Source organism: Staphylococcus kloosii, assembly GCF_032139365.1.
Classification (GTDB): domain Bacteria; phylum Bacillota; class Bacilli; order Staphylococcales; family Staphylococcaceae; genus Staphylococcus; species Staphylococcus kloosii_A.
Genome location: NZ_JAVTDB010000035.1, coordinates 1 through 14670, shown reverse-complemented (window position 1 = coordinate 14670; position 14670 = coordinate 1). Strand labels below are relative to the sequence as shown.

The following is a 14670-nucleotide window of genomic DNA, read 5'->3' as shown; positions in this document are numbered from 1 at the left end:
TATGTGTTTTAAATAACGAAAAATGATCGCTTCAAATTTAAAACGACCATTCTCATTCATAATATTAAATTTACTATTTACTCAATTGTTAAACCAAGTTTGTTTATTAAAGTTTGTATCTCTATCTTTATGCTTAATACACTCTATAACTAGCTAATCTATTTCGCATGTCTTGAAGGCACTGTAGGCACTTCAGATAATAAGCGTTGTGTGTAATCGGCCTGTGGATTTTCAATAACACTTTCAGCATCATTTAACTCAACGACTCGCCCTTGTTGCATCACGGCGATACGGTCGCTCATTTCTTTAATCACACCCATATCATGTGTAATAAAAATATAGGTCATATTCATTTCTTCTTGTAGTCGTTTCAACAATTGAATAATTTCTTGTTGAATTGATACATCTAATGCAGAAACTGCTTCATCACACACAATAACCTCAGGTTCTATCGAAATAGCACGTGCTATACTGACACGTTGCCTTTGTCCACCTGATAACTCATGAGGATAACGATATAAATAAGATTCATCTAATCCTACTTTTTCCAATAACGTAATGATTTGTGTCTTTAAATCTTTATTATTATTTATATAGCCATGTATTTTAAGCGGTCGTCCTATAATATCTATCACTTTAAAACGTGGGTTAATAGAGGCATATGGATCTTGAAAAATCATTTGAATTTCTTTTCTTAAGCTCGTCATTTCGCTTTGTCTAAATAAATGTAATGGTAACCCTTTATACCACACAGCTCCTTCAGATACTCCATTCAAACCTACAACCGTCTTTGCTAAAGAAGATTTACCTGAGCCAGATTCGCCAACTATACCAAGTGATTCGCCTTTTCGTATATTGATAGATACATCATTCACTGCTCTAAACCTTTGACCTTTCGAAGCTGGATAATCAACCGATACTTGATCAAAGGTTAATATCGTTTCGTCACTTATGTTACTTCGTGGTTGTTTCGGTGCATGCAAATCTGGTATAGCATCAATTAATCGTTGTGTATACGCATTTTGTGGATTATCAAAGACAGATTTAACATCGCCACGTTCAACAACTGCGCCCTCTTTCATCACAATCATGTCGTCACAAAACTGATAGACTACACTTAAATCATGAGTAATAAAAATAATTGATGTTTCTATATGTTCATATAATGATTTCATTAACTCTAACAGTTGATTTTGTGTACTTACATCTAACGCAGTATTCGGTTCGTCAGCGATTAATACACGTGGTTCGAGAACTAAAGCCATGGCAATCATGACACGTTGACGCATACCACCAGAAAATTCATAAGGGTAAGCATTAAAATTACGCTCTAGATTTTGAATACCTACTTTTTCTAAAATATCCATAGCCATTTTTTTAGCTGCGCTTTTAGATATTTTCTTATGTTGAAAAATCACTTCTGTAATTTGCTTTCCAATTGCCATTCTTGGATTTAGTGAAGAAATAGGGTCTTGGAATATCATCGCTACATCTTTACCACGATATTGCTGAATTTGTTTACGATTTAGTTTATTAATATCTTCACCATCAAATAAAATTTCACCAGAAATTGTGTGGTTAGGATAATCAGGCAATAATTTCATAATTGACTTTGCCGTAACACTTTTGCCTGAACCAGATTCCCCAACAATACCAAGTATTTTTCTCTTTTCTAAATTAAAGCTCACATCCTTAACCGCTTCGACACTTCTATTGTCATAATCGAACGATATACCCAGATGATTTACTTCTAATAAATACGTCATTCAAACACCCCTATTCACAAAACGTAATTTTTCAACTATACTTGTATATCATATTAATCTAGTCGACTTTAACTTACAAGAGGTGAATTTTGTGCAACCATTTCGTCACGCTTTCAAGCCCTTATATGGTAAATATTTTTACCGTATAATTTTTTCAATTTTAAGTTTACCGTTATTTATTTATGCTGTAATTAAATATTTTATTCAAGGTAAACAACATGTAAGTACCGTGCAACAATCAGAACTCAATTCAATTGTAGCAGCTTTAAAAAAGAAATATAGTTATTTAAAACAAGACAAAAATGATACCAAGCTTAGGAAAGAAGCTCAACGCATTTATAATCATCGGTATCGTTATAATAATAAGCAGCCTACAAATGACTTTGTATCATATTACACAACTATATTAACTGGCAGATTCCCAGTTATCAAAGTTATTTGTGCCTTCCCGCTATTTATTTTATTATGCTTTTATTTAAATCCAATTGTAAGATATATTTTTGAACGTTTCGTAATGGCTTTATTCGTTATCGTAGGCGTTATTTTTGTTGTTTTTACAATACTATATCTCTCACCATTGGATGCAGCTTATAGCATTTTGGGCCCAGAAGCAACAAAAGATCAAGTACATCAATTTAATGCTAGCCATAACCTTGACCAATCCTATTTAGCACAACTTTGGAATGCCATTAAAGGCGTATTCACCTTCGATTTAGGAACATCATATAAAGGTAACGAAAACGTTATTCATGCTATTTTCATACGTATTCCTGTTACTTTACTCATTGCTTTAATTTCATTAATCATTGCGATTGTTATTGCCATTCCTATTGGTATTATTAGCGCAATTAAGCGTAACACATGGTTAGACGTCATTTTAATGATAATTGCATTAATAGGTTTATCCATTCCCAATTTCTGGCAAGGTTTAATCTTTATACTTGCCTTCTCGTTAAAGTTAGACATTTTACCGCCATCTTATATGCCAAATAACCCATTAACACTTATTTTGCCAGTGATTGTGGTAGGTACTGCTGTAGCCGCTTCTATTACACGTATGACACGTTCATCTGTATTAGAAGTTATGCGCAATGACTATGTTATGACTGCTTATGCCAAAGGGTTGTCATCGCAACAAGTTATTACACGACACATTTTAAAAAATGCCATTATTCCTATCATCACATTGATTGGCTTACTCGTAGCCGATTTATTAGGGGGCGTTGCGGTAACAGAACAAGTCTTTAACATTAATGGTATCGGTCGTTATATCGTTCAAAAACAATTTATACCAGACATTCCAGCCATTATGGGCGGTGTAGTATATATTTCTATTGTTATATCGCTAGCTAACCTTGCGATAGATATTTTTTACGCTATTGTAGATCCAAAAATACGTAGTGAAATTAAGGAAAGGGAGTAACGCTATGAAACAACAAACATTAAAATATTTCACTTTACTCTCAGTAGTCACATTTATACTAGTAATATTAACTACATGTATCAATATGTTTAAAGGCTATGTCGCAGATGGATTTTACTTGGGTGAAACGATACTTATTGTAGTAACTTTATTAACATTATGTATCGGCTTATCCTATTCAAAATGGCAGACAAATTCAATAATACGCTTGTTAGTTTACCTGTTCCTTCTTATAACTACTTGTACTGGAAATATTTTTTCATTGCTTATGTTCATCACGATTTTGCGCAATGAACAAACATCAAAATATGGTATTTATAATAGTTGGGAAAATTTCATTTATAAAGTACGCCAAAATAAAATTGCACTTATTGGTACGGTAATTTTGGTTTATATGTTGACCTTATCAATCACTTCTATTTTTACATTTGATACGTCATTAGCAACGCAAAATCACTTTAATGCTTTATTGCAAAATCCGAGTTGGGCACATCCATTTGGAACTGATGATTTTGGACGTGACTTATTCACGCGTATCATTGCAGGTGCAAAATTAACGTTCTTTATATCGATCGTATCGGTTATCATTGCAGTGATATTTGGCATGCTTTTAGGCACGCTTGCTGGTTACTTCACTAAAGCAGACAATGGCATTATGAGAATTCTCGATGTATTTTTTGCGATTCCTTCATTACTGTTAGCAGTTGCAATTATCGCATCATTTGGTGCAAGTACGACCAATTTAATCATCGCCTTAAGCATTGGTAATATTCCTTCTTTTGCTCGTACTATGCGTGCGAATGTATTAGAAGTTAAACGTACTGAGTACGTTGAAGCTGCCATTATTTCAGGAGAACAAACACCACGTATACTATGGAGTTATATTTTCCCAAATGCTTTAGCCCCTATCATTATACGTTTTTCATTAAATATAGGCGCGGTCGTATTAACAACAAGTGGTTTAAGCTTCCTAGGTCTTGGCGTGGCGCCAGAAGTACCTGAATGGGGCAATATATTACGTACAGGTAGCACTTACCTTGAAACACATAGTAACCTCGCAATATTTCCTGGGTTATGTATTATGTTACTCGTTCTTGCCTTTAACTTTATTGGCGATGCTGTACGTGACGCACTTGATCCAAAAGTTCAATAAGCGAAAGGGGATGACATTTTGAAGAAAAGATTGGCAACTGTCACATTAATTGCGACACTAACTTTAAGTGCTTGCAGTGTACCTACAAAGTCTGATTTACCTAAAAAAGAACATAAAGTTGAAGTTAAAGGTAAACGCCCAACTATAAGTTTTCTAGGTCAATCATCATACGAAAATGAAATGAATATTGCCAAAGCACAATTAGAAGATGCTGGTTTTAATGTAAAAATGAATATACAACCTGACTATGGTAGTTTCCGTTCACAACGTGAAGCTGGAAACTATGATATTGCTATAGATGATTGGACTACGGTTTTTGGTGACCCAAATTACTCTGTCAGTGCCCTTTTCAAAACGGGTGGTTCTAATAGTTTACTTAGCGATAAACACGTGGATAAATTATTAAATAAAGCTTCTCAAGAAACAGATAGCAAAGCTAAAAAGACGTATAAACAATTAGAAGATGAAGTTGTTTTTAAAGAAGGTTATTTAACACCATTATACGGTTCTAAAAAAAATCTAGTTTTTGATAGTCACGTAATCAATCCTAAGCAAGTGATGTTACCTATATCACGTGCACTTTTCTGGCAAAGTTTTGATTACAATAATAAACAAAAGCGTGAAAAACGACCTCTTGTTATTTCTCAAGAAGACAGTGAACTAGAATCACTGGATCCAATACGTTCGATTGCACCATCTGTCTATGGCATAGATATGAACATGTATACACGTCTACTAACATTGGATAAAGATAATAGCATCACAACTAAAGGATCGCTTAGTCATAGTTATGCGACAAACAAAGACCATACAGCCTTTTATTTCTTGTTAAGAGACGATGATTACTTTGCGAAAGTACAAAATGGTAAAGCCGAAAAAACGAATGAACGTGTAACAGCAGACGACGTCAAGTTTTCATTAGATCGTGCGCGTGATAAAAATTCAGTTCCAGATAATACGACTTACAATATGCATTCGCACATTAATAATATTGCTAAAGTATCAAATATAAGTGAATTAAAAGACACGAAAACCTCAAATAATAATAGCGTTTGGGATACGTTAAATAAAGATAAAAAGCTAGATGTTAAATCATTAACTAATAATGATGCAGCAGTTAATAACAAAGATGGTAAGTATCAAGTCGTTAAAATCACCACAGATCAATCAATGCCAAAAGAGGTTAACTACCTTACACATTCATCTGCAGGTATATTATCTAAATCCCATGTGACTGCGATGAATAATAATAACAATGACAAACCCTATGGTGACCCAAGTACCATACCAACGAAAGATAGTGGCAAAAATAGTTTATATGCAAGTGGTCCTTATATCATGACTAAGAAGACAAATTACCAGGCATCATTTGAACGTAACCCAGGATTTAATGAACGCGAGCAAGACAACTATGGCCCTGCCCCTATCAAAAATATTGCCTTAAGATTTAATGACGACCCAGACAGCGCCTTATCTGAATTAAGAAATCATTCCGTCGACGTGTTATCTGATGTAGATCAGAAAAATTTCGACTTAATTAAATCAGATGATAATTTAACAATTAAACGCAAAATGGGTAGCGAGTCTGTCTTCTTATTAACCAATATTAAACATGGTACTTTCAAAAAACATCCTGAGTTGCGTCGTGCGGTCGTCGATGCCGTCGATCAACAACAATATATAAAATTTTACCGTGGCGATAAGTTTAATATTGCATCACCTGTCACACCTTTACTAAATACAGGTAATAAGCAACAAAGAGATTTAGACGATGCGCAAAAAATGATGGATAAATCCCAAGATTAACGTCATTAGTATCAAATGCGCTCAATTCTAATTTTGCTCGCATACAATTGTGAGAGCTAAATAGCGTTTGTAACAGCGTCTATAGTTTACTATCGTGCTCATTCAAACTTGAAACAGACACAGGAGGTCATCATATGGAAAATCAATCTGACATTACAGCATCAGCAGAGGGCCTAATTTCAGTATCACACCCTATCGCAGCCAAAGTAGGTAAAGACATCCTCGACCAAGGAGGTACTGCTATCGATGCCGTAATCGCGATTCAATGTATACTAAACGTTGTTGAACCCTACATGTCTGGATTAGGCGGAGGTGGTTATTTATTATACTATGATCATGCTACGCAACAAGTAACTACATTTGATGCTCGCGAAACTGCGCCCAGCCATGTAGATACTGAATTTTATCTAGATAAAGATGGCAACCCTCTATCATTCTTTGACCTTAGCACTCGTGGTTCAGCCATAGGAATCCCAGGTATTCCGAAACTATTTGATTACTTAATGAACAATTATGCAACACTCTCATTAGCTAATCTAATCAATCCAGCTATTAAGCTCGCACAAGAAGGCCACCTTGCAAATTGGGCAACGCAAAAATATTCATGGCATCAAATCGAACGTATTAAAAAATATCCTGAAACTTATGCAACTTACACTAATTCTGAAGGTAATTATTTTCATGAAGGTGACTGGATTAGACTACCAGCACTCTCAAAGACCTTTGAATACGTTCGTGATAACGGCTTTGATGCTTTTTATCACGGTGACATTGCCAAACAAATCGTACAAGCAACAAATCAAGCTGGCGGCCAAATGACATTAGAAGATTTACACAATTATGATATTCAAATCAAAGCACCTGTTACTGCTAATTATCGTGGCTTTGATATCTATACTATGGGGCCTTCAAGTTCGGGCGGTATTACCGTGCTACAAATTTTAAAAATGATGGAACAATTTAATCTAAAAGATATGGGGAGTCGCTCAACACAATATCTTCACACCTTAATACAGGCAATGCATTTAGCTTATAGCGATCGCGCGCAATACAGTACGGACAATACTTTCCATAACGTACCAATTAGCGAACTACTAAATGAAGATTATTTAAAAAATCGCAGTAACAACATTCAAAGCCAGTATGCAAATTTTAATATTAACCACGGCATCTTTGGTGATCAGCAATCTAATACGAATATAGACGAACAACACACTGAAACCACACATTATTCCGTGACGGATCGTTACGGCAATGTTGCGTCATTCACTACATCAGTAGGTATGATTTATGGCTCAGGTATTACTGTTCCAGGTTATGGCTTACTGCTTAATACGACAATGAATGACTTCGATGTGGTCAAGGGTGGCATTAATGAAATAGAACCCGGCAAGCGTCCAATCAGCAGTATGACGCCTACGTTAATCATGAAAGATGCTAAACCTTTTATGGAGGTCGGCTCTCCAGGTGCCATTAGTATTATTGCTTGTGTGGTTCAAACGATAATCAATGTCTTAGATTTTGATATGTCAATTCAACAAGCTATAAATGAACCACGTATATACAGTAGTAATCCATCACGTATTGAATGGGAGCCACAATTTAGCCAAAGTACTATTTTAGAACTTATCAATAAAGGGCATGCCATGGAGCGCAAACCTGAAGCCTATATCGGTGATGTCCATGGCTTAAGATTTGATTACAGTAACGGTAAAAATAATGATACTGATAGTCATTCGAAGATTAATAGTGACCAACATAACTATTCTAAAAGCAGTGTAGGAAACACAAACACTACACCACTTCAAGTATTCGTTACTGGTGGCGCCGATGACACACGTGAAGGTACAGTAATGGGTGGTAATGTCTACGTTAAACGAAGCCAGGCACCACAACTAGCAACTTATGACGTTCCAGACTTTAACATTTATATCAATAACGTCGCCTTACCTTTACGTAAGTTTCAAACTTTTCAAGAAGACAATATTTATTGGCTAGATATGACAATAGCTGAACATGCCTTTGCATTTGATGTTAAAGATGATTTGCCTCTAGCCCATATTTTTAATAACGACAACAATAATAATACAACTTGTAATAACTATATTCGACGTTTTACTAACCAAGCATATATTCAATTAATACCTTTAGCCAAACATCTTAACTACTCGATAAACATGATAGATAGTGACCTTTATCTTAGCAAAAACGCTGAGCAACGCATTGATGAAGATGCAGCAGCATATTATCGTTATGATAAAGATAGTATTACAAGATAGCACAAAAAAGCGACAAGTAAATGTATCTAAGCCTACTGCTTTTGATACCCACTTGTCGCTTTTAAAATGATTTAAACTAACTATTTTATGTTGAATAACCTACTTAACCGTCTTAGATATTCTTGCAATGTCTTGCGGCCTTACTTGGCAACATCCTCCAACAACCTTAACACCTTGATCAATCCATTGTGGCATAACTGTGAATAATTGTTCATGCTCACCATCATCTGACCACGCTTTCGTCTCAGCATTAAAAATTGCACCACCATTTGGATATATTGCGATATGCTGAGGTAAACTAAGCAAGCCCTTCTCTATAGCTTTATTTACGGCGCTAACTTTAGAACAATTAATACCAAATACAGACACTGTATCCTTATGTTGCTTTATATAATCTACAACCCTTTCAAAAGGTGTACCATCAGATAAGTCACCGTCTGAATTAATAGTAACCGAAATCCAAAATGTATTTGTTGAATTGTATTTAGGAATTATTGTCTCCACAAGTGCTTTAATTTCTGAAAACGAAGGTGTCGTTTCAAACACAAAATCATGAATATCTCGGTTTATTAACGCCTCAATTCTCTGATAGTGAAATTGATAGTAATCGTCGGCAGTTAAGTTATATGTACCCGTATATTCTGAGCCATCGCTTAAATACGCACCATAAGGTCCTAAACTCCCTACTATAACTTGTTCATTATGTGTCGCAGCATTAACGCTATCTACGGCATTATCATATAACTTTGAAATATCACTGTCAGACAATCCAATTTCCTTAAAAGTAGGAAAGCTCGCTTGATATGTGCTCGTCAAAACAATATCCGCGCCAGCATTTGTAAAATCCTGATGTGCGCGTTGAATTTTATCAACTTCTGTTCGTAATACTTCACTAGACCATAACGACGTATTTAGGTTACAACCATAACTTTCTAATGTCGTTGCCAAACCCCCATCTAACACAATCGGTCCTTGTTGAGTTAATTTATCTAATAGGCGCACTTATACCTCTCCCTTTCTATGATATTTAATGAAATAAAAGATTATCGCTATAATTGCGAAAGGTACACCGAAATATAAGGCCGGTGCTTGGTTAGTATCAAATAGCATGCCGATGCATGAAATAAGGCATAATATAAAACCTGCAATCGGAATGCCAATATGAATATTTAACTGTTTATCGATACGCTTCGCTTGGAAGTAAGAAGCACAAATACTCATCCAAACCACAACCACCGCAAAACCTGCTAACGACACTAATACGACATAAAGTGTATCAGCCGCATAAATACTTGATAATAATGAGAGCAGGCCACCAATCATACTAAACATCGTTGCCCTTACCGGCATACGAAAACGATTTAATTTGCCTAACCATTTAGGCATCGTTCCTTCATTTGATAAACTCCATATCATACGACTAGCCGCATATAAACCAGAATTAGTCGCAGAAAGTAGCGCCGTTATAATAACTAAGTTCATAATATCACCAGCGTAAGGTACACCGATATTTTGTAAAATAACTACAAACGGACTTTTTAGAGATTTACCTTGGTAACTCGGAATTAAAACCGAAATAATAACCATTGTCCCAATAAAGAATACAACTAAGCGCCATAACGTAGCTTTAATGGCTTTTGGTATAACCTTTTCCGGTTCTTCCGTTTCTCCTGCAGCGATACCGATTAATTCAGTACCACTAAATGCATAGTTCACTGCTAACATTGTTAAAAACACAGAACCTATACCGTGAGGGAATACGGGATTTGTAAAGCGATTTACTATCGTATCAGCACCTTTATAGCCATCGTAATGAATCAATCCAACTATGACTAAAATACCTAGCACGATGAATCCGATAATTGTTAACACTTTGACTAATGAGAAATAAAATTCGACTTCGGCATAAAAACGTGTCGAAATAATATTGAAGATTAAAATAAATATTATTGAAACTGCAGAAAATATAGCCACTGGCATATCTGGAAACCATTTTTGCATTAATAGCCCTACCGCCGTGAATTCCGAGCCAAGTGCTACCGTCCAACACAACCAATAAAACCAAGCCACAACATAACCAATTGAGGGATGTAAATATCTAGCTGCATAGACATGAAATCCTCCTGTAACAGGGTGTTTAATTGCAAGTTGGCCTAAACACAACATAACAAGGTAGACCAGTATTGCTCCAACAACATAAGACAGCACCGTACCAAGCGGGCCAGCTTGTTGCAAAGTGTAACCGGAACTTAAAAATAGACCTGTCCCAATAACACCACCAAAACTTAATAACATAATATGGCGCGACTTCATCGCACGCTTAAAATTTTGCTCTTCCATTACGTCCCCCATTAAATTAAAGAATATAAGTATATATTTTATATATTTCTGAAAATTTCGTCAATGAAGGGTTGTATACGTGATTTATTTAGAGATAGCGATTGAGAATTTATTTTGCAATTTAATTATTTTAAAAGTTCAGGTTATTTATACATTAATATTGAAATAACCAGAATCATAACTAATTTATACAAATATACTTATAAACAGAATGAAAATAATACCTGAAACAGACAGAACAGTCTCCAACAAGGACCAGGTTAAAAAAGTTTCTTTAATAGTCAAACCAAAATATTCTTTAAACATCCAAAATGCAGCATCATTAACATGTGAAAAAATTAAACTACCTGCTCCTATCGCTAAAACAGCGAGCGCAACATTTGTATCCGAATTTTGTAAAATAGGTAAGATAATTGCTGTAGTTGATATGCCAGCAACGGTAGCAGAACCTAATGCAATTCTTAATACTGCTGCTATTATCCAAGCAAATAGTAGAGGAGATATTGTAGTATTTGTAAAACTGTCTTTAATAACATCGCCAACACCACCATCTATTAATATTTGTTTAAAGGCACCTCCGCCACCAATAATTAACAACATCATTCCAATTGGATATATCGCTTGAGTTATTGATTCCATAGTATCTATAATATTTTTACCTCTTAATAATCCCATGGAAAATATGGCGAATACTACTGAAATAACCATAGCTGTTCCAGCTGTACCAATAAAGTAAATAAAGTTTTCTATAAAGTTGCTACCATGACTATCTTCTTGACCAGTTACTAGCTGTAAAATTGTAGATAACAACATTAAAATGACTGGTAATAATGCAGTTAGTACACTTATTCTAAAACTAGGCATTTCTTCTTCACTAAATTCTTTCTGAGAACCTAATTCTGAGATATCTCCTTCTCTATTAAATGCAGTAGGAGATAATTTTGATGCAGCTTTTAAAAATACTGGTCCAGATATAATAGCGACAGGAATTGCTATAATTATACCGTAAAGCAAAACCTCTCCAATATTTGCGTGTAGAGCTTTTGCAATAACTGTAGGCCCTGGGTGTGGAGGTAAAAAGCCATGAGTTACTGATAATGCAGCCATCATCGGCATTCCAATTTTCAATTGTGATACCCTTAATTTGTTAGCAATTGTAAATACTAATGGTATCAGTAATACCAAACCTACCTCCAAGAATAATGCAATACCTACAATAAAAGAAGCTACTATGATTGCCCATTGTGTATATTTTTCACCGAATTTAGAAATAAGTGTTTCAGCAATTCTATTAGCTCCTCCCCCATCGGCCAATAATTTACCAAGCATGGCGCCAAGTCCAAAAATTAAAGCAATATGACCTAATGTGTCTCCTATACCATTTTCAACAATCTCCATAATTTTTTCAAAAGGTATTTTTAAAAATACTCCTGCGATAATTGAAGTGATAATCAATGATACAAAAGTATTTAATTTCAAAATAATAATTAATATGAGTAAAATTGCTACACTAACTACGACACTTAAAATAACACTCATTAAACCCATTCATATACCCCCTACCACTCGGCAATCGACCCATCTTTATGTTTCCATATAGGATTCTTCCAATTATGACTTTCTTTAGCACGTTCTTTAACATATTCTTCATTAATTTCAACACCTAATCCGGGTCCATTGGGTATTTTTACAACCCCATTATCATATTCAAAAATTGATCTATCATTTACATAATCTAATAAGTCATTACTTTTATTATAGTGAATACCTAAACTTTGTTCTTGAATAAAAGTGTTATGACATGTTGCATCTACCTGTAGGCAAGCCGCAAGTGCTATAGGACCTAAAGGACAATGAGGTGCTGCTGCTATATCATAAGATTCTGCCATAGATATAATTTTCTTACATTCAGTAATACCTCCTGCATGTGATAAATCTGGTTGAATTATGTCCACATATCCATCAGCCAAAATTTTTTTAAAATCATAACGTGAGTACATTCTTTCTCCTGTAGCTATTGGTATTGCATAATGCGATAAATTTTTCAAAGTATCATTATGTTCTGGCAAAACAGGTTCTTCAATAAATAATGGATTTAAATTTTCTAATTCTTTAAATAAAACTTTAGCCATTGGTTTATGAACTCGGCCATGGAAATCTATGCCAATTCCAAAATCGTCACCCATTTTATTTCTAATTGCACTTACTCTCTCAACAACATTTTGAACTTTGCTAAAGCTATCTATATACTGTAATTCTTCTGTTGCATTCATTTTTATTGCTGTAAAACCTTTATCCGCTACTTTTTGTGCTTCTAATGCTACCTCTGTCGGTCTATCTCCACCTATCCATGAGTATACTTTAATATTTTCACGTGCTTTTCCACCTAATAACTGATGTATAGGTGCATTTAAATATTTACCTTTAATATCCCACAACGCCTGATCTATACCAGCAATCGCGCTCATCAAAATAGGACCTCCTCTATAAAATGATGAACGGTACATTTGATTCCAAAGTCCTTCTATATTACTTGGATCCTTACCTATTATTTGTTCCATTAGTTCCATAACTGCTGTCTTAACAGTTTCAGCCTTACCTTCTATAACTGGTTCTCCCCACCCACAAATACCTTCATCTGTAATAATTTTTAAGAACAACCATCTTGGTGGAACTTGATATAGTTCATAGTCTTTAATTTTCATTTTATCCCTCCTAATTAAGTTTCTTTACCAACGACTTAGCTTTTTGTTCAATTTCATTCAGTGATAAATCATTAATATCTAATCCACCTTTAACGATGCTACTACTTACTCCAACTCCAATTGCACCTTCATCTATATAATCCCTTATATTGGTCTTATCTATACCTCCAGTTGGCAATAGTTTCACATCATTAAGTGGGGCACGAATATCTTTTATGTATCCAACTCCCATTTCAGAAACTGGGAACACTTTTACAATATCTGCGCCTATGTTAATAGCGTATGTTATTTCAGATGGGGTTAAAGCGCCCGGAATAGAAATTACATTGTTTTCTTTAGTACATTGGATTACTTCAGAATTAATATTTGGCGAAATAATAAAGTTTGCTCCAGCATCTATTGCATTTTGACATTCATTAGCAGTCATTACTGTCCCTGCACCAATATACATATCATCTGCAAACAGCTCATTTAATTTCTTTATTGAATTTAATGCATCAGGAGAATTAAGCGTAACTTCCACTAATTTAATGCCCGCCTTGTATAATTTCTCAACAATCTTTATAGTATCTTCAACGTTATATCCTCTAATTATTGAAATAATTTTATACTTTTTAACAATATTTATATTCATAACATCGTCACCTCTCTACATCGTTAATTTGATGATTTAAAAATTGTTCAAGTTCTTTTATAGTCGGAAGACCATAAAAATCACCATATGTTGTTGTAGCAATTGCGCCCATTCCTAAAGCATATTTCGATATAGTTGTTATATCATCAATACCATATGTCTGGATCCCATATATCAAACCTGCTGCAAATGCATCACCGGCACCTACTGGATCTACTTCTGGTACTTTATATGCTGATTTAAATATTTTTTCATTTTTACTAGCAAAATATGCACCTTTAGCACCATCTTTAATAACTAATAATTTATTTTGTACATTTTCAGCTATCTCAATATATTGCTTTTTACCGAATAAAATTTCAGCTTCACTACTACCTGCTAATAATATATCTACGTCTTTTTCTATTTTCATATAAAAATTTTTAAATTCTTTTTGCTCCCATAACTTTTTCCTATAATTTGGATCATATATAACAGTGACATTATTTTTTTTAGCTTCTTTTATTAACTCAATTGTTGTTTCATAAGTATTTTGACTTAAAGCAGGTGTAATTCCTGTTAAAT

The 14670-nt window shown here is 34.5% G+C and carries 11 protein-coding genes; 4 read left to right on the top strand and 7 right to left on the bottom strand.

Going from position 1 to position 14670, the window contains the following annotated elements:
• Nucleotides 1-158: 158 nt before the first annotated feature.
• Nucleotides 159-1766: an ABC transporter ATP-binding protein gene (locus tag RPL90_RS03545; protein ID WP_313545625.1), complete on the bottom strand. Its 1608-nt coding sequence runs from the start codon at nt 1764-1766 to the stop codon at nt 159-161.
• Between RPL90_RS03545 and RPL90_RS03540 the strand changes: the two genes are divergently transcribed.
• The 4 genes from RPL90_RS03540 to ggt all read left to right on the top strand — a co-directional run bounded on the left by RPL90_RS03540 (nt 1765) and on the right by ggt (nt 8427).
• Nucleotides 1765-3189: an ABC transporter permease gene (locus RPL90_RS03540; RefSeq protein WP_398573849.1), complete on the top strand. Its 1425-nt coding sequence runs from the start codon at nt 1765-1767 to the stop codon at nt 3187-3189. The genes RPL90_RS03545 and RPL90_RS03540 overlap by 2 nt on opposite strands.
• A 4-nt stretch (nt 3190-3193) precedes the next feature.
• Complete coding sequence (locus RPL90_RS03535) at nt 3194-4342, top strand: ABC transporter permease (protein ID WP_313545621.1); 1149 nt, start codon at nt 3194-3196, stop codon at nt 4340-4342.
• A gap of 18 nt (nt 4343-4360) precedes the next feature.
• Nucleotides 4361-6148, top strand: coding sequence for an ABC transporter substrate-binding protein (locus tag RPL90_RS03530; RefSeq protein ID WP_313545619.1), 1788 nt, complete (start codon nt 4361-4363; stop codon nt 6146-6148).
• A gap of 134 nt (nt 6149-6282) precedes the next feature.
• Nucleotides 6283-8427, top strand: a complete 2145-nt coding sequence (gene ggt, locus RPL90_RS03525; RefSeq protein WP_313545617.1) for a gamma-glutamyltransferase — start codon at nt 6283-6285, stop codon at nt 8425-8427.
• 99 nt (nt 8428-8526) lie between these two features.
• Here ggt and mmuM read toward each other — a convergent pair whose 3' ends face one another.
• The 6 genes from mmuM to RPL90_RS03495 all read right to left on the bottom strand — a co-directional run.
• The gene (gene mmuM / locus RPL90_RS03520; RefSeq protein ID WP_313545614.1) at nt 8527-9429 is read right to left on the bottom strand and encodes a homocysteine S-methyltransferase; all 903 of its coding nucleotides are present in this window, start codon (nt 9427-9429) and stop codon (nt 8527-8529) included.
• Nucleotides 9430-10767 carry an amino acid permease gene (locus tag RPL90_RS03515; RefSeq protein ID WP_313545612.1) on the bottom strand — a complete coding sequence of 446 codons (1338 nt, stop codon included), beginning with the start codon at nt 10765-10767 and terminating at the stop codon, nt 9430-9432.
• A gap of 186 nt (nt 10768-10953) precedes the next feature.
• On the bottom strand, nt 10954-12315 hold the full coding sequence (locus tag RPL90_RS03510) for a gluconate:H+ symporter (protein ID WP_313545610.1): 1362 nt from the start codon (nt 12313-12315) through the stop codon (nt 10954-10956).
• Between the two features lie 11 nt (nt 12316-12326).
• Nucleotides 12327-13472, bottom strand: a complete 1146-nt coding sequence (gene dgoD / locus RPL90_RS03505) for a galactonate dehydratase (protein ID WP_313545608.1) — start codon at nt 13470-13472, stop codon at nt 12327-12329.
• Nucleotides 13473-13482: 10 nt separating this feature from the next.
• Nucleotides 13483-14106: a bifunctional 4-hydroxy-2-oxoglutarate aldolase/2-dehydro-3-deoxy-phosphogluconate aldolase gene (locus RPL90_RS03500; RefSeq protein ID WP_313545606.1), complete on the bottom strand. Its 624-nt coding sequence runs from the start codon at nt 14104-14106 to the stop codon at nt 13483-13485.
• Nucleotides 14107-14113: 7 nt separating this feature from the next.
• On the bottom strand, nt 14114-14670 hold a 557-nt coding region (locus tag RPL90_RS03495), incomplete at its 5' end, for a PfkB family carbohydrate kinase (protein ID WP_313545604.1).

Bases quoted from the DNA above. Each gene is read 5' to 3' on its own strand.
- RPL90_RS03515 (WP_313545612.1), bottom strand. From the start codon at position 10,767: ATGGAAGAGCAAAATTTTAAGCGTGCGATGAAGTCGCGCCATATTATG.
- RPL90_RS03500 (WP_313545606.1), bottom strand. From the start codon at position 14,106: ATGAATATAAATATTGTTAAAAAGTATAAAATTATTTCAATAATTAGA.
- RPL90_RS03535 (WP_313545621.1), top strand. From the start codon at position 3,194: ATGAAACAACAAACATTAAAATATTTCACTTTACTCTCAGTAGTCACA.
- RPL90_RS03545 (WP_313545625.1), bottom strand. From the start codon at position 1,766: ATGACGTATTTATTAGAAGTAAATCATCTGGGTATATCGTTCGATTAT.
- RPL90_RS03510 (WP_313545610.1), bottom strand. From the start codon at position 12,315: ATGGGTTTAATGAGTGTTATTTTAAGTGTCGTAGTTAGTGTAGCAATT.
- ggt (WP_313545617.1), top strand. From the start codon at position 6,283: ATGGAAAATCAATCTGACATTACAGCATCAGCAGAGGGCCTAATTTCA.
- dgoD (WP_313545608.1), bottom strand. From the start codon at position 13,472: ATGAAAATTAAAGACTATGAACTATATCAAGTTCCACCAAGATGGTTG.